Source organism: Lactobacillus sp., from assembly GCF_051873315.1.
GTDB lineage: Bacteria > Bacillota > Bacilli > Lactobacillales > Lactobacillaceae > Lactobacillus.
The window spans coordinates 27,953-43,106 of the sequence record NZ_JBJEES010000161.1 but is presented as its reverse complement, the minus strand read 5'-3'; the positions used below and the strand labels follow the sequence as shown (position 1 = coordinate 43,106).

14 protein-coding genes are annotated in these 15,154 nt (G+C 50.7%); 6 read left to right on the top strand and 8 right to left on the bottom strand.

Features of this window, described 5'->3' with window-relative positions; genetic code table 11:
* Positions 1-57: 57 nt before the first annotated feature.
* The 4 genes from ACI32D_RS09865 to ACI32D_RS09850 form a co-directional block, all read right to left on the bottom strand.
* Complete coding sequence (locus tag ACI32D_RS09865; RefSeq protein ID WP_439776394.1) at positions 58-2,397, bottom strand: SEC10/PgrA surface exclusion domain-containing protein; 2,340 nt, start codon at positions 2,395-2,397, stop codon at positions 58-60.
* Between the two features lie 152 nt (positions 2,398-2,549).
* A complete protein-coding gene (locus ACI32D_RS09860) occupies positions 2,550-3,242 on the bottom strand; it encodes a glycerophosphodiester phosphodiesterase (protein ID WP_439776393.1) in 693 nt (230 codons plus the stop codon).
* A gap of 115 nt (positions 3,243-3,357) precedes the next feature.
* Positions 3,358-4,011, bottom strand: a complete 654-nt coding sequence (locus ACI32D_RS09855; protein ID WP_439776392.1) for a histidine phosphatase family protein — start codon at positions 4,009-4,011, stop codon at positions 3,358-3,360.
* Between the two features lie 15 nt (positions 4,012-4,026).
* Positions 4,027-4,689 (bottom strand): matrixin family metalloprotease, encoded by a 663-nt coding sequence (locus ACI32D_RS09850; protein WP_439776391.1) that lies wholly within the window; start codon positions 4,687-4,689, stop codon positions 4,027-4,029.
* Between the two features lie 199 nt (positions 4,690-4,888).
* On the opposite strand from ACI32D_RS09850, the gene helD reads away from it, so the two are divergent.
* The 4 genes from helD (at position 4,889) to ACI32D_RS09830 (ending at position 9,660) form a co-directional block, all read left to right on the top strand.
* Entirely contained in the window at positions 4,889-7,168 is a 2,280-nt protein-coding gene (gene helD, locus ACI32D_RS09845) for an RNA polymerase recycling motor HelD (protein WP_439776390.1), read from the top strand.
* Between the two features lie 364 nt (positions 7,169-7,532).
* Positions 7,533-8,174: an amino acid ABC transporter permease gene (locus tag ACI32D_RS09840; RefSeq protein WP_439776389.1), complete on the top strand. Its 642-nt coding sequence runs from the start codon at positions 7,533-7,535 to the stop codon at positions 8,172-8,174.
* A 12-nt stretch (positions 8,175-8,186) separates the two neighbouring features.
* Positions 8,187-8,819 (top strand): amino acid ABC transporter ATP-binding protein, encoded by a 633-nt coding sequence (locus ACI32D_RS09835; protein WP_439776388.1) that lies wholly within the window; start codon positions 8,187-8,189, stop codon positions 8,817-8,819.
* A 10-nt stretch (positions 8,820-8,829) separates the two neighbouring features.
* Positions 8,830-9,660 carry an amino acid ABC transporter substrate-binding protein gene (locus tag ACI32D_RS09830; RefSeq protein ID WP_439776387.1) on the top strand — a complete coding sequence of 277 codons (831 nt, stop codon included), beginning with the start codon at positions 8,830-8,832 and terminating at the stop codon, positions 9,658-9,660.
* 54 nt (positions 9,661-9,714) lie between these two features.
* On the opposite strand, the gene ACI32D_RS09825 is transcribed toward ACI32D_RS09830, so the two are convergent.
* The gene (locus ACI32D_RS09825) at positions 9,715-10,284 is read right to left on the bottom strand and encodes an SGNH/GDSL hydrolase family protein (RefSeq protein WP_439776386.1); all 570 of its coding nucleotides are present in this window, start codon (positions 10,282-10,284) and stop codon (positions 9,715-9,717) included.
* 101 nt (positions 10,285-10,385) lie between these two features.
* On the opposite strand from ACI32D_RS09825, the gene coaA reads away from it, so the two are divergent.
* Positions 10,386-11,300: a type I pantothenate kinase gene (coaA, locus tag ACI32D_RS09820; RefSeq protein WP_439776385.1), complete on the top strand. Its 915-nt coding sequence runs from the start codon at positions 10,386-10,388 to the stop codon at positions 11,298-11,300.
* 53 nt (positions 11,301-11,353) lie between these two features.
* On the top strand, positions 11,354-11,911 hold the full coding sequence (gene efp / locus ACI32D_RS09815; protein WP_439776384.1) for an elongation factor P: 558 nt from the start codon (positions 11,354-11,356) through the stop codon (positions 11,909-11,911).
* 59 nt (positions 11,912-11,970) lie between these two features.
* On the opposite strand, the gene ACI32D_RS09810 is transcribed toward efp, so the two are convergent.
* From ACI32D_RS09810 to ACI32D_RS09800, 3 genes are all read right to left on the bottom strand, one after another.
* The gene (locus ACI32D_RS09810; protein ID WP_439776383.1) at positions 11,971-12,810 is read right to left on the bottom strand and encodes a helix-turn-helix domain-containing protein; all 840 of its coding nucleotides are present in this window, start codon (positions 12,808-12,810) and stop codon (positions 11,971-11,973) included.
* Between the two features lie 158 nt (positions 12,811-12,968).
* A complete protein-coding gene (locus tag ACI32D_RS09805; RefSeq protein WP_439776382.1) occupies positions 12,969-13,883 on the bottom strand; it encodes a proline-specific peptidase family protein in 915 nt (304 codons plus the stop codon).
* 69 nt (positions 13,884-13,952) lie between these two features.
* The gene (locus ACI32D_RS09800) at positions 13,953-15,020 is read right to left on the bottom strand and encodes a hypothetical protein (RefSeq protein ID WP_439776381.1); all 1,068 of its coding nucleotides are present in this window, start codon (positions 15,018-15,020) and stop codon (positions 13,953-13,955) included.
* Positions 15,021-15,154 lie beyond the last annotated feature (134 nt).

The following is a 15,154-nucleotide window of genomic DNA, read 5'->3' as shown; positions in this document are numbered from 1 at the left end:
TCTCATGTAGAAGCGTGAGATAGCTGTTTTTGTTTGGAATTAGGTTTGATTTTTAGATTAACGGGTCTTGACAGTCTTGGCCTTTGTCCAGGCAGAGTAGTAAGTCTTGCCAGAGAGCTTGCGGTAGGAGCGAAGTTGTACATAGTACTTCTTCTTGCTCTTCAAACCGGAAACCTTAAGCTTGGTTGCCTTGGTGCTCTTAGTCTTGGCTTTCTTCATTGAGGAAGCCGTGCTGTAGCGAACCTGGTAGCCGGAAACGGACTTAGCCTTCTTCCAGCTGCCGACAAAGGCCTTCTTGCTGCCTTTTAAGCTGGTGAACTTGCTGCTTGCGACAACAACTTTCTTAGCCTTCTTTACCTTCTTGGTAACCTTCTTCTTGGTGGCCTTTGCTTTCTTTGAGGACTTCTTAATAGTCTTCTTGGTCAACTTCTTAGTGGCCTTCTTTGGAGTTTTCTTAGTAGAAGATTTCTTGCTTTGGGCAAGGGCTAAGACCGCCTTAGCGTGTGCCAGTTGCTTCTTTTCGTAGGCCAGCTTCTTGGTGAGGGATGCAACAGATGCAGTCAGTTTTTCTTGCTTCTGCTTTGCTTCATCGTAGGCATTTTGAGCAGTTTGGAGCTTTTGTTGTGCGTTGTTTGCGTCAGCCTTTACCTTGTCCAAGTTGCTTTGAGCATTTGCCGCTTCTTTCTGAGCGGCTGCTAAAGCAGTCTTGCAGTCATTAAGTTTACTTTGGGTGGCTTTAACCTTCTCATTCGTAGCTTGCAGAGCAGCCTGCTTTGCTGGCAAGGAATCCTTGGTCTCCTTGATTTGAGATTGAATTTTATCCGTGTCAGTAAGCTGTTTCTTCAAGGACGCTACATCGCCTTGACTGTCACTGATCTTCTTTTGCAAATCGCTGATTTGTTGGCTAATCTTTTGATTTTCAGCTTGGGTTTGATCAAAAGTGCTTTGTGCGCTTTCTACATCTTTGTTTGCTTGATCCGAATCAGCTTGAGCTTTTTGAGCAGCAGACGAAAGTTCATCTTGACTCGGCTTGACAACTTCCTTGGTGTTAAAACTACTTGGGACGTTAGTCGGGTTGATCGTCAAAAGGCAGACGTAGAACTTGTCATCTTGGGTAGTTACAGCAACTGAGAAGTAACCATTGTTGTTGATGATATTGTTGTAATCAGTTGGATTAGCCAGCTCTTGTGTTACCAAGTCAAAAGCCGCCTTGGCAATTTCACTCATCTTTGTTGTCCCAAATTCATATGAGTTATATATGTACCCATTGATAATCGAAATGGACCGACCGGTAACTTGTCTGTTGGCGGCAATGTCATATCCAGTAACGGAATACTCATCAAGTCCCATGATGCTTGAAGCGGACTTGATTGCATTGTACTTTCTGAAGACATAGTTGCTGTTTTGGTACTCTTGCGTGTAACGCTTGGCGAATTCAAGTGAACCGTCAGTAATGGTCAGCTTGCTGGTTGATCCAACTTGAGACTTGACGGAATCGATCAAGCTCTTCACGTAGAAGTCCAAACGCTTTTGATCAGTTTCGGATAAGGCAGCAGGATCGTCGTAAACAGTATCGTTTTCATCACCATCAGTAAATGGATAAGTGTGGCTGCTTACTGCATCTTGCAGGTCTTTTTTGGCAGTATCCCAATCAGTTGACTTGCCAGTTACATAGTCAATGTAGCTTTGTGGCAGGGTCAAGCTTTCGTTGGTGCTAGTTGCTGAACCCAAATCCTTTTTGGCTGTTTGCAAGGTTTGTGAGGCGATATCAGCCTTTTGTTTCTTTTCAGTAAGATCGTTTTGCACTGATGAAAGCTTAGCGTCAGATTTACTCTTTTCTTGTTGTAAGCTAGACAAAGTTTTCTGGTTGTCGCTAATCTTTTTGTTCTTGTCAGTAACTTTTTGGTTGATGTTGTTATTGTTCTTTTCGCCATCAGTGAGTTGCTTTTGGAGATCAGTTACTTTATTTTGTGAGTCAGTCAAATCCTTTTGCTTGTTTGTGCTGTCCTTGGTGGCATTTTGGTAGTCGCTATTTGCGGAATCAGTGGCTGACTGAGCTTGCTTGAGAACGGACTGTGCAGCATCGTTGCTCTTATTCGCAGCCGCCACTTTACTATCAGCGGCTTCAGTCGTCTTCTTAGCATCTGCCAATTCAGTCTCTTTTTGAGGCATATCTTTGTTGACAGTATCTAAATCGTTTTGTGCCTGGGTTAATTTACTTTGGGTTTGGTCAACGCTCTTTTGCGCGCTTTTAACCTTGGCTTGGTCACTGGAAACAGTAGTTTTCTTGCTAGTACTGCTTGCCGCAAATACCGGATGGGTATTAGTAACCGCGAATGCAGACCCAGCTAAACCGACTGATGATACAAGCAGAACATTTTTCGAAATTTTCTTCATAATCACACATTCCTTAATTCATTAACACATATTGGACAAGTCGATTTTAGCACTCACTGGAACCGGATACAATACTTGATATAGCGATTAACTTATGATATACCACGCAAAAAAGAGCTGCCCGTTAAGGCAACTCTCTTCATATATTCGCGTTAGTAGTTGGCTACCCGCTTGCGCAGGTCCATCATATCTTCGAACTTGTTGGTAAAAAAGCCGGCCGCACCGTACTCAATGATCTTCTTGGCCCGCAGGGGACTGTCTACCGTCCAGATCCGCTCCGGCGTGTCCGTGTCGAGCAAACGCTTCGGGTGAATCCCCTTAAAGCCATGTTCCTTGACAAAAGCTGCCGGATCCTTAATCCGCTTGTCCGTCAGGAAATTGTAGTTTCCCTCCGGCCGGATCTTCTGCGCGTGGATCAGCGTCTGCAAATTGAAGGAGGAGTAGATGATCTCCTGCTTGAACTTGAACTGGTCCGCCAGGGCAAAAATCTTCTCCGGCAAGCCTGGATAATCGAACTTATTGGTCTTCATCTCCAGATTCAGCTGGCCCGCATAGCCAGATTCTTCAGTCAGCTGGAAGAGGTCCTTCAAACGGGGGATCCGCTCGCCATTGGCCAGGTGGAACTGGTCCAATTCCGCCAAGGTGAAATCCTTGATCAGACCCTTGCCATTGGTGGTCCGCTTGATGTTCTCATCATGCATGATCACCGGCACCCCGTCCTTGGTTAAGTGGACATCGAATTCGATCCCCTCAGCTCCGTGATGCATGCAGTAGTCAAAGCCCTCCAGGGAATTCTCCGGGAACTTGGCTGGATAACCGCGGTGACCAAAAATCTTCGTTCTCATATATTTAATTGCGCTCCATCCTTAAACTGGAATCTTGCTTTTTCTCTTGCCGGCTCATATTATAGTAGCTCTATGCCAACTTGCAAGCCTTTTGCCTGTAAAAATCTGGTAAAAATTACAGCTGCAATTTGTTGTAGCTGGTCATCTTTAAATTGCCAGCATCGTCCATCACTAAAGTTGAAATCGATGAGTTTCTCGGGTGAACAGTCGTGTCGATTCCGTCCACCGCAAATCTCTGGGCCAGGGTCTTGATGGCAAAACCATGGCTGACCAGCAGAATATTTTCCGCCCCGTCCAATTGCTGGATCAAGTCGAAGCCTTTCTGCCAGCGGGCCCAAAATTCCTTGCTGTCTTCAGCATCGTGGTAGGGATCAGCTTCCTTGGTCCAGTCGGCGATCTGGTCGCAAGTCGCGTTTTCAGCTAAATCCGAAGCGTTAGAAAAGCCGTGGGCCGCGCCGACCATCCGCCAGGCCACGTCATTGTCCATCCCCTCAAAGTAGCCGTAAAAGTGCTCTCTGAAGTAAGGGTAGGCCAGGTGCTGGAGCAGGTCCCTGTTGCAGTTCTTCTCCATGATGATCTCGCAGGTCTCGCTGGCCCGCAAAGTGTTGCTGGACAAGGCGATGTCCAGTGGCAGATCCTGCAAGGCTTCAGCAGCCTTTTCAGCGCCTTTACGGCCTTCGTCAGTCAAGGGGGTATCGCACCAACCCTGCATCTTGTTGTACTTGTTGATAAAAGTCTTCCCGTGTCTAACCAGATAAATCCGTTTCATTTTTTCTAACTTGCCTTATGACTTGCTCTTGTAAATCTTCTTAACCAACTTGACGTCCTTTGGCTGGATCGTGTAGATGGACCCGGTCGGGTACATGACGGTAACCCCGGTCCGGTGGTCTAAGCCGATCGCATGGCCTAGTTCGTGCTCAACCGTGTTGACGATTCTGGCTTGCGTGTAGTTGTAATAATCGTTTTCCAGATAGTAAGTGTTCAGAGCCACCTGGGCTGAGTAGAGCCGGTTGGTATGGCTGAGGTACTTGTAAGTGGTTAGGCCCGCTGCCCCGTTACTCTTGGAGTTGGCCACGACCACGATCTGGGCGTTCTTCTTGTTCTTAGTCTGCTTAAAGGTAAAAGCTCCCGTCTGGTTCCAGGCCGCCATGGCATTGACCGTGGCGTTGTAGAGGTCGGCTTGCTTGACCCCAATGTAGACCTTGGCCGTCGCCTTTGGCCAGCGGTAGCCGGTCGTGTTCTTGGTGACCTTCTTATTGCTTTCAGTGACGATGCCACCGCTTAAGTCCAGAGTCTTGCTCTTTAAGCCCTTCTGCTCCAGATAAGTGTTGGCCGCGCCCGCCGCTTCCAGCAGGAAATTCTGTATTTGCTCATGATAGTTGACAATAGCTCCGGCCATGATTGCTAAGATGAGCAGGTTCTTGATGAAATTAAAAAAGCGTCGCATCAATTTTCTCCTTTGCGCTAATTATTATAAGATTTGCCGGCTCTTTTTCCTAGCAAAAAGGCTGCTGAAACTGCTTAAGCTTTTCCTAAGGAGCTCTGACTTTAGTTTTAAGCTGAAAAATGTTAGAATATTAGGCAAGTTTTTGCAAAGAAAAGCTGTTGGAGTTATTTTTTAGAAAAGGTTATAAGGTGTTTATTACATGGCAGAAAACTTAGACCGCAAAGCAGAACAAGCCCACCTGGACCAGGTCCTGCAAAAAATTGATCAAAAAGGGGACCAGCTGCAAAAGGCTATCAGCAAAGACAAGGCTGAAGCCCGCAACATCAGCGCCCACTTCTATGATGATATTCGCCTGGACTTTGACGACTACTCAACCTCAATGGACACGGCCCTGTCGATTCAGCAGCAGCAGCAAATGCTCAAAGAACGCGACAATGCCTGGCAGGTCAACGCCCGCGAACTGGCTACTTTAAAGCGGCTGCATGTCCATCCATACTTTGCCCGGGTCGACTTTGAAGAGGCTGGCGAAGAGCCGGAAAGCATCTACATCGGCCTGGCCTCCTTCATGGACGAGAACAATGAGCTCTTGATCTACGACTGGCGGGCCCCGATCTCCTCAATCTACTACGATGGCAAGATCGGCAAGGTAACCTACTACTCACCGGAGGGCCCGGTTGAAGTCGACATGAGCAAAAAGCGCCAGTTCATGATCGAAGACGGGACCATCATCAATATGTTCGACACTGACGAAACTATCGGCGACCAGATGCTGATGGAAGTTTTGTCAGAAAAGTCCTCCATCCAGATGAAGTCCATCGTCAAGACCATCCAAAAGGAGCAAAACAAGATCATCCGCGACACCACCAGCGACCTCCTCTTTGTCCAAGGGGCAGCGGGGTCGGGTAAGACCAGCGCCATCCTGCAGCGGATCGCTTTCCTTTTGTACCGCTACCGGGGCAACCTCAAGAGCGGGAACGTGATCATGTTCAGTCCCAACCAGCTCTTTAACGACTACATCGAAAACGTCCTGCCGGAAATGGGCGAGCAGAACATGGTCCAGATGACTTACTGGCAGTTTATCGCCCGCCGCTTGCCGAAGATGAAGGTGCAGAACCTCTTTGACCAGTTCGAAGACCGGCAGGCTGACACGGCCATCGGCCGCTTCAAGGACTCGCTGGCCTTCTACAAGCTGGCCACCCGCTATGGCCAGCACCTCAACCAGTCTGGCATGATCTTCCGCAATATTTATTTCCGGACCAAAAAGAAGCCATTTTTCAGCAAGGAAGAAATCAAGGAGCTCTACTACTCCTTCAATGAAAACTACAAGCTGGGCAACCGGATTGACGCTACCCGCGAGGAACTGATCCGCCGCTTGAACAAGCGGGTCGCCAGTGAAGCCCGCAAGGTCTGGGTCAGCCGGGAAATCGAAGGGCTCAGCCACGAGCAGATGTTGGACATGTACGACCGGCCGGACCAGGAATTCCCTTCAGAAAAGGCTGAACGGGCCTTCCTGGGCAAAAAGATCGTCATCCAGCATCTGGCCAAAGTTGCCCGCCGGATCAACCACAACGGCTTCTTGAACCTGCGGGGCCAGTACCTGGCCTTTCTGCGGGCCGTACCGAAGATGACGGACCTGGCCAAGTATGGGATCAGCGAAGAAGAATGGCTGGCCCACGTTGAAGAGGTCAAGGCTAAGTTCAAAGACCAAGAAATTGACCTCCGGGATGCTTCTGCTTACCTCTATCTGTATGACCAGATCATTGCCCGCCAGACCAACCTGGAAATGCGCTACTGCTTCATCGACGAAATCCAGGACTACTCAGCCTTCCAGCTGGCATATCTCCGTTACAACTTCCCCCGGGCCAAGTTCACCATGCTGGGCGACTTGAACCAGGCGATTTTTACTAAAGACGAGTCCAGCAGCCTCTTAAAGCAGATCTCCGGCCTCTTTGACCCGGAAAAGACCAAGGTGGTCCAGTTGACCAAGTCCTACCGGTCAACCAAGCAGCTGACTGACTACACCAAGCAGATCCTCCGCCATGGTGAAAAAATCGAAAGCTTCAACCGGCAAGGACCGCTGCCGCAAGTTTGGGGCAGAAGTGATGAAGCAGAAGCTTTGGCGGCCTTGAAAGAGGCTTTGGCGGAAAACGATGCCCAGAAGCTGACGACCGCCATCATCACTAAGGACCTGGAGGCTGCCAAAAAGCTGGCTGACCAGCTGGATGGGGTTCACCTTATCTCCAGCGCCAACCAGCGCCTGGTGGAAGGCAACCTGGTCTTGCCGTCCTACCTGGCCAAGGGGCTGGAATTTGACGCCGTAATCATGTGGGATGCCTCTAAAGAGACCTACCATGAAGAAGACGAGACCCAGCTGGTCTACACGATCGCTTCCCGGGCCATGTACAAGCTGGACCTGGTCTACGCTGGTGAAAAGAGTCCGCTTTTGCCAAGTGACGAAGCAACTTTTGCAGAAAAATAGAGCAAAAGCTTGACGAATTTTTAATATTAGTTTAATATTACTAAAAACAGACCAAGAGTCGGTTATATTTCACGCGATGAACAGAAGAAGTAGGCCTGCCTGGACAGATAGAGACTTCCCGCCGGTGGAAAGGGGAGCGAGGGCTAGCTGAACACACGTCTGTGAGCAGGAGGGGTGAAGGCTTAGTAGCTCCTCCCGGGTCAGCCCGTTACCGCTGCAGCTTGAAGGCTTCTTCAAGCTGGTGAGGCCGGTTGCCGCGAGGGACCGGTGAACACGAGGTGGAATCACGCTGACGCGTCCTCTTGGCCCTTCGGGGCCGGGAGGACTTTTTTATTTTCTTTTTTCTAGGAAGCGGGTAAAACGAATGAAATACGTTATGGAAATACTTCCCTCCCTTTTCAGCGGGGCGGGGATGACCTTGCAAATCTTTTTTGAAACATTGATCTTCTCCCTGCCTTTGGGGATCCTGGTCTCCTTCGGCTTAAGCAGCCGCTTTGCTCCCTTGAAGTGGCTGCTTAACTTCTACGTTTGGCTGATGCGGGGGACGCCGCTTTTGCTGCAGCTGATCTTCGTCTTCTACGGCCTGCCGATCGTCGGCTTGACCTTCCCGCGGTACGCGGCGGCCTTGTTTGCCTTCGTCTTGAACTACACGGCCTACTTCGCTGAAATCTTCCGGGGCGGCAACCAGGCCATCGACCGGGGGCAGTTTGAAGCAGCCAAGGTCCTGCAATTGACCTACGGGCAGACCCTTAGAAAAATCGTTATTCCCCAGGTAATAAAAATCGTCCTGCCCTCAATCGGCAACGAAGTAATCAACCTGGTCAAGGACTCCTCCCTGGTCTATGTGATCGGTTTGGGCGACCTGCTCAGAGCTGGCAACCTGGCTACGGCCCGTGACGTGACTTTACTTCCGCTGGTGCTGGTGGCCTTGATCTACCTGCTTTTGATTGGCCTGTGCACTTTGCTTTTGCGGCAGCTGGAAAAGCACTACTCATACTACAGATAGGAGGACTGAACGATGCTTGAAGTAAAAAATTTAGCCAAGTCTTTTGGCAACCGGCAGATTTTAAAAAATATGAACTTCAGCCTTAAGGACGGGGAAATCCTCACGGTGGTTGGTCCTTCCGGGGCCGGGAAGACAACGCTTCTCAGAATCGTGGCGGGTCTTGAAACAGCTGACGCGGGCACCATGAGCCTGGACGGGGAAAAGTATGACCTCAGCGGAGAAGAGCGAGGCGCCGTGGGCGTGGTCTTCCAGGACTTCAACCTTTTTCCCAACATGTCAGTTTTGGAAAACATTACTTTGGCTCCCCAGTTGGCTTTAAAAGAAGACAAGGCGACAGCGGAAACTAAGGCCAGGGAGCTTTTGGAGAAGCTGCAGATGGCTGACAAGGGCGGCCTTTACCCTTACCAGCTTTCCGGCGGGCAAAAGCAGCGGGTAGCCATCGCCCGGGCTTTGGCCATGCAGCCGAAGATGCTCTGCTACGATGAACCGACCAGTGCCCTGGACCCGGCCTTGCGTGACCAGGTGGCTGACCTCATCTTGAGCTTGAAGGAATCGGGCTTGACCCAATTGATCATCACCCACGACATGGACTTTGCCAAAAAGGTGGCCGACCAAGTCCTGGAAGTTAAGCCGCTGGAAGGGTAGTGAGGGGCAGATGAAGTGGTTTAAGAAAATCCTGCTGCTGGGCCTGGTCTTGTCTTGCTTTTTGACAAGCGCCTGCAGCAATTTAACTAAAGAAGCCAACCAAAAAGACACCTGGGCCAAGATTAAAAAGCGGGGCAGCCTGGTGATCGGCTTGGACGACACCTTTGTGCCCATGGACTTCCGGCAAAAAGACGGGCAGCTGGTCGGCTACGACGTTGACCTGGCCAAGGCCGTGTGCAAGAAGCTGGGCCTTAAGGCGGACTTTCAGACTATCGACTGGTCCATGAAGGAAACGGAGCTGAGGAACGGGACGATTGATGTCCTCTGGAACGGCTACAGCGTGACCAGCCAGCGGAAGAAAAAAGTCGCCTTCAGCCGCAGCTACCTCAGAAACCGGCAGGTTTTGGTCGTGAAGAAGTCCAGCGGGATCAAGTCTTTTGCCCAGATGAAGGGGCAGGCGATCGGCGCTCAGAGCGGGTCAACCGCCCAGATCTGGCTGGATGGCAGCCAAAAGGTTTTAAAACCAAAGAGCAAGGTCCTCTATGACACCATTCCGTCGGCTTTCCTGGACCTCAACGCCGGCAGAATCAAGGGGATCCTGCTGGATGAAACCTACGCGGAATACTACATTCAGCATGAGGCAGACTCAAAGTCTTACCAGGTAATCTTGAACAAAGAGGTGCCAGAAGATTTGTTTGCTGTAGGGATGCGGAAGGGCGACAAGACCTTGAAGAAGAAGATCAACCAGGCCTTGGCTGACTTACAGGCCGACGGGACTTTGACCAAGATCAACCAAAAGTGGTTTGGCCAAAAGTCGGATTACTTGGGCAAGGTTGAATAGAGCGAAATAGAATAAAGTGCATGCAAAAAGCGCCCGATTACTCGAGCGCTTTTCCTATGCCATCTTGTTAATCTGGTCAGCCAGGACATCGGCCAGCCAGGAGATACCTTTTTCGCTGTAGTGGAGGCCGTCTGCAATCATGAAGGAAGGCAGGTCCTTCAGCTTTTCCATCTTGTGGGTCAAGTCAAAGAAGAAGGAGTTGGTCTTGCCGGCGTCTCTTTGCGCGATGTCGACGTACTCGTCCAGCTTTTCCAAGTCGTAGGCCGCGGCTATTTCCGGATTTGTCAAGTCCGGCATGGACGGAGCCAGAACCAGGGTATCGCTGGCCTCAGTCACCTTCTGAGCCTGCTTGATCAAGCTTTCCAGCCCTTCCTGGTAGTCATAGGCACTGCAGCCCCAGCTGGCGGCATCGTTGGTCCCGTACTCTACGACCAAAATGTCGCAGGCAGGCAGACTGCCGACTCTGGGCAGGACGTCCTGGGCGCATGCACCGCTGACCGAGATGTTCACAACCTCGTAAGCGTCTCCCAGCCGCTTGGCCAAGGCCTTGGTCAAACGGTCGGTATCCTTTTGCCCGTCATACGCGTTAAAAATTGAATCGCCAAAAAGCACGACTTTCTTCATCTGTTTCACCCATTTCTTCGAAAAATGAAGCTGGCATTTGCCAGTTTCTCCTGCTTTTTCTACTATAATAGATAAAGAATGAGAAAAGGACAAGTAAAAAGATGCGAAACTATACCGAATTCAGCCGGCAGGCCTGGGCAGCTTTAACCCCCCAGACCGAGCTGGCGGTGACCAATGAAGAGCTGGCCAAGGTCAAGTCTTTGGGCGACCAGCTGGACGTCAAGGACGTCGATGAAATCTACCAGACCCTGCTGAACTACATCCACCTGGCCTACCAGGCCAAGCGGGAGACGGCGGCCAAGAAGGCGGCCTTTTTACGCCTGCCAGGAAAAAATCTGCCTTTTATCATCGGCATTTCCGGCTCAGTTGCCGTGGGCAAGTCCACGACTGCCCGCCTTTTGCAGCTGCTTTTAACCCGGTATTACCCGGACTTAAAGACCCAGATGATGACCACTGACGGTTTCATCTACCCTAACCAGGAGCTGGAGAAGCGGAAGCTGATGCCCAGGAAGGGTTTCCCGGAAAGCTACAACATGCAGATGCTCAGAGACTTCCTTCAGGACGTGGTCAGCGGGAAAAATGACGTCGTTTATCCCCTGTATTCCCAGGAATTAAGCGACATCGTCCCAGGCCGCTACGGCCATGTGGAAAAGCCCGATATCTTGATCATTGAAGGGATCAACACCCTGCAGCTGCCGGAAAGCGGGCAGCTGGTGACCAGCGACTTTTTCGACTTTTCAATTTATATCGATGCTGAAGAAGACTTGATTGAAAAGTGGTATATGCAGCGCTTCAAGAAGATCATGAAAATGAAGAAGAACGACCCAAGCAACTTCTACTACAAGCTGGCTAATGGCCCGGAAGACGAGGCCCTGCGCCTGGCGGAAGAAACCTGGCAGATGGTCAACCTGGTCAACCTCCGCCAGTACATCGCCCCGACCAAGGAGCGGGCCAACTTGATCCTGCATAAGGTTGAGGGGCACTTGATTGACAAAATTTACCTTCGCGGCTTTTAAGTCAATGGTATAATGGAGAACGGTGATAAAAAATTTATTAGGGAGATTTTTTTATGCAAGCAATCGAATTGAAAAAAGGCATGATTTTTGACGATGGCGGCAAGCTGATGCTGGTTATGGCGGCCAACCACCACAAGCCAGGCAAGGGCAACACCGTTATGCAGATGGACCTGCGTGACGTCCGGGCCGGCAGCGTGATCCACAAGACCATGCGGCCAAGTGAAAAGATCGAGCTGGTCGAAGTCGTCAAGAAGAACGCCCAATACCTGTACGCTGAAGGCGACGGCTACAACTTCATGGACACGGAAACCTACGAACAATACGCTATTTCCGGCGACCAACTGGGTGACGACGTCAAATACTTGATGCCAAACATCGAAGTCATCCTGGAATTCACTGAAGACGGGGAACTTTTGGCAGTACAATTGCCATCAACTGTCAACATGAAGGTTGTCGAAACCCAGCCAGGCATCAAGGGGGCAACCGCTGCTTCCGGCGGCAAGCCAGCTACGATGGAAACTGGCCTGGTTGTCACTGTGCCAGACTTCATCAACGAAGGCGACGAACTGGTCATCAACACCCTGGAAGGGACTTACAAGGGCCGGGCTTAAGGTCAAAAATAACAGTAAACGAAAAGCGCTCGATTGCTCGGGCGCTTTTTGCATGCACTTTATTCGTTTGTATCAGTCGTCGTGTCAGTGCTTGACTGGCTGCTAGAGGAAGCTGCCTGGCTGCTCTGCTCTTGGCTAGAGGAGCTGGCCGCGGAACTAGAGGAACTGGCAGAACTTGAAGAGCTGGCCTGGCTCTGCTCTTGGCTGGAAGAACTTGCCTGCTTCTCTTCACTTTGGCTTTGGCTCGGTTGGCTCTGCCGGTCATCCTGGCTCGGCTTGTTTTCATCAGGCTTAGCGGAATTATCTTGCTCCGGCTTAGATGATGAAGAAGATGATGACGAGGAACTGGAAGAGCTGGATGAGCGGGTAGTGCTGGTGGCTTTAGAAGCCAGGGCACCGAAGCCGCCGGCTACGGACCCGACCACGGCCAGGCCCAAGATGACCCAGATCCCGATCTTCAAGAGCTTGTCTAAGTTGATGGCGTCAAAGAATTTAAAAATTGCCTTGAAGCCATGCGGCACCTTGCTCTTGTCCAAAATTTCCTTGGCCTTGCCAGCTGGGCTGGCCTCTTTAACCGGAGCCGGGTTAGTGGCCCGGACTTCAGTGACCTTTTCTTTAACTGGGCTAGCCGGTTTAGCGGCTTGGGCGCTAGCAGCAGGGATGTCCTTGCCGGCAACGGCAGGTTCAGTGAACTGGTCTAAGAGCTTTGCCCCGTCCAGGCCCAGCAGGCTGGCGTATTGCCGGATGCAGCTTCTGACCAGGACTGGGTTTAAGCCTTGAAAATCATCGGCTTCAATCTTTTGCAGAGTCGCCTGGTCGACCCGCAGGGTTTGACTAACGGCTTCCAGGCTGAGCTGCTTGGCACGGCGCTGTTTCTGTAGTTCTTTACCGATTGTCAAATTTTTGCCTCCTAAATGCTTATGATTAGTCTTAGCCTATTTTACTTGAAAATGGCTAAAAGCTAAAGGCAGAAGCCTTTTCCAACTTGTATCTTTTACCAAAGGTTAAGATTTCTTTTACAAAAAAAGCCCCCTTAGGGGACTTTACAAATCGCTGCTTATTCGCCTTGGAAAGTGCCAGCTTCAACTTCCTTGATGAAGTCAGCCAGGTGCTTGTAGTAGACATCCGGGTTGTCGACCATGTGGTGGTGACCGCCATTAGGAGTAGTCACCAGGCGGGAGTTAGGAATCAGCTTCTGCATGGTTCTGGCCGTTTCCAGGGGCATGGTTTCCACTTCGCCAAAAGTCAGCAGGGTTGGCACCTTGATCTTTGGCAGCTGGCTTCTGAAGTGCCAGTCCTTCAGCTTGCCGGTGATGACGAATTCGTTGTCGCCCTGGAAGGCGTTGTAGACAGCCGTGCCGCCCAAATCGCCCAGGTGGTAGAGCTTGGAAGGCTGCTTGCGGTCAACGAAGTTGATGTTCAAAATCTGCACGTCATCTTGGTAGCGCTGGTTGGCATAGTCGTTTTTGGCTTCGCATTCGTGCATGAAGTCGATTTCGGTCTGCGGGAGGACTTCTTGCCGGCGGCGGTTGACCGCGGCCACGTATTCGTCAATGTCGTCAACCATGGAGGAGATGATGGCCCCCTTCAAGTGGTCACCGTACTTAACGGCATATTCCTGGACCAAAAGGCCGCCCCAGCTTTGCCCGATCAAGTAGAAGTTGTCGATGCCCAGCTTTTGCCGGACTTCTTCAACTTCGTCCAGGAAGTATTCGTAAGTCAAGTACTTGTCCGCGATCTTCGGGTCGCTGTAGTCTGGCTGGTCAGAATACAAAGAGCCCAGCTGGTCATACATGTGGACCTGGACATTCAAGCCCTGCTTCTTTAATTGTTCAGCCGTGTCTTCCCAGTATTCGTGGTTGCCGCCCGGGCCCCCGTGCAGGCAGAGCAGGTGGATGTCGCCTGTCCCTTGGGTGTTGGTCCAAAGGTGGTAGCCGTTGTCCAAAGTCAAAATCGTCGTTCCTTGTTTCATTGAAAAAATCTCCTAACTATAACTACTCTAGTTCAGTATATGCTTTTATCTATTATATTACTTATTTGCCTACTGGTTTTGGGCAGCCAGGAATTCCCGCATTTTTTCCAGCTCGGTGCTGGCTAAATCCAAAGAGCAGACATTTTCAAAAAGGTGGCTGACTTCCTGCCCGCTTTCCGGATCCTCAATGGTGAAGCCTTCTTCATCTACCGCTGTTACGTAGCCCAGGTTTTCCCCGGCTAATTCGTAGTCGTCAACGCTGACCAATTGCTTGCCGGCTTTTTCAATCACTTCCCGGGCGGTCGGGACATGGTCTAAGGACTGAGCCAGTTTGCTCAAGTGGCCTGGGTCAAAAATTTCCATTTGCTGGTTATAGGCCACCAGGAAGCTGGAGAAGTCGATGGCGGCGGAATTGACTGTCTCATGCACCACGTCTTCTCTGTTGATCAAGCAGATGGATTCCAGTTGCCCGTAGTCGTTCAAGCTTTCAAAAAGGAGATACTGGTCACTTTGGTCAATAACCCGGCCCAAGATGCAGCTGCCAAAGCGGGCGTCATCCAGCCAGTCCAGGTAAAGTTCAACCAGGCCGTAGGGATTCTTGCCGGCAAACTGGTCCTTGACCGGCTGGTACTTTTTCCAGAGCTTGTTTAAAGGGGCGTTTAATTCCAGGCTGGAGATGTCGGCCAGGGGCACGATCAAGCGGAGAGGGTCCAGTTCATAGTCGTCGCCGATCTGCTTGAGCTGGACTTCTTTAGGGCTAGTGCGGACAATAATGCCGGTGTAGACGACCCCGCTGGTCAAAGTGATATTGACGACCAGGGCCTTCTCCATGGCGTCTTCGCTGGCCGCGCCAAGACTGGTCAATGGCGTTTTTAAAAGCTCCTGGTTGAGGGGCATGAGGGAGAAGGGGTCGGTCGACTTGCCTTCATCGATAAGGCGCTGGCAGTAGGCCAGGCTGGGGGATTCGTCGACGCTGGCCAGGATGTCCTGATTGTTGATGACTAAGACCCCGCCGGCATTAGCGTCGTCGTCCAGGCTGATGAGGGCGGCCGCGTCAGCACTTTGGTAGACCAGGTAGCCCAGATAGTAGCTGCCAGATAATTGGTCGGCTTTGGTGTGCAGTTCAACTAATTTCATTTTTGTGTCTTCTCTTTTCTAGTTTTGTCTTTTTCAAAAAAATACCGCAATTTGCCAGGAATCAGACTTTAGCAAGATTTTACTTTCTTAGGATTATCTTAATTATATCAATGCTGGCGGCAAAAACAGGAAAG

Coding starts and splice junctions, on each gene's coding strand:
- ACI32D_RS09830 (WP_439776387.1), top strand. CDS start 8,830: ATGAAGTGGTTTAAGAAAATCCTGCTGCTGGGCCTGGTCTTGTCTTGC.
- coaA (WP_439776385.1), top strand. CDS start 10,386: ATGCGAAACTATACCGAATTCAGCCGGCAGGCCTGGGCAGCTTTAACC.
- ACI32D_RS09860 (WP_439776393.1), bottom strand. CDS start 3,242: ATGAGAACGAAGATTTTTGGTCACCGCGGTTATCCAGCCAAGTTCCCG.
- ACI32D_RS09825 (WP_439776386.1), bottom strand. CDS start 10,284: ATGAAGAAAGTCGTGCTTTTTGGCGATTCAATTTTTAACGCGTATGAC.
- ACI32D_RS09835 (WP_439776388.1), top strand. CDS start 8,187: ATGCTTGAAGTAAAAAATTTAGCCAAGTCTTTTGGCAACCGGCAGATT.
- efp (WP_439776384.1), top strand. CDS start 11,354: ATGCAAGCAATCGAATTGAAAAAAGGCATGATTTTTGACGATGGCGGC.
- helD (WP_439776390.1), top strand. CDS start 4,889: ATGGCAGAAAACTTAGACCGCAAAGCAGAACAAGCCCACCTGGACCAG.
- ACI32D_RS09855 (WP_439776392.1), bottom strand. CDS start 4,011: ATGAAACGGATTTATCTGGTTAGACACGGGAAGACTTTTATCAACAAG.
- ACI32D_RS09805 (WP_439776382.1), bottom strand. CDS start 13,883: ATGAAACAAGGAACGACGATTTTGACTTTGGACAACGGCTACCACCTT.
- ACI32D_RS09800 (WP_439776381.1), bottom strand. CDS start 15,020: ATGAAATTAGTTGAACTGCACACCAAAGCCGACCAATTATCTGGCAGC.
- ACI32D_RS09840 (WP_439776389.1), top strand. CDS start 7,533: ATGAAATACGTTATGGAAATACTTCCCTCCCTTTTCAGCGGGGCGGGG.
- ACI32D_RS09865 (WP_439776394.1), bottom strand. CDS start 2,397: ATGAAGAAAATTTCGAAAAATGTTCTGCTTGTATCATCAGTCGGTTTA.
- ACI32D_RS09850 (WP_439776391.1), bottom strand. CDS start 4,689: ATGCGACGCTTTTTTAATTTCATCAAGAACCTGCTCATCTTAGCAATC.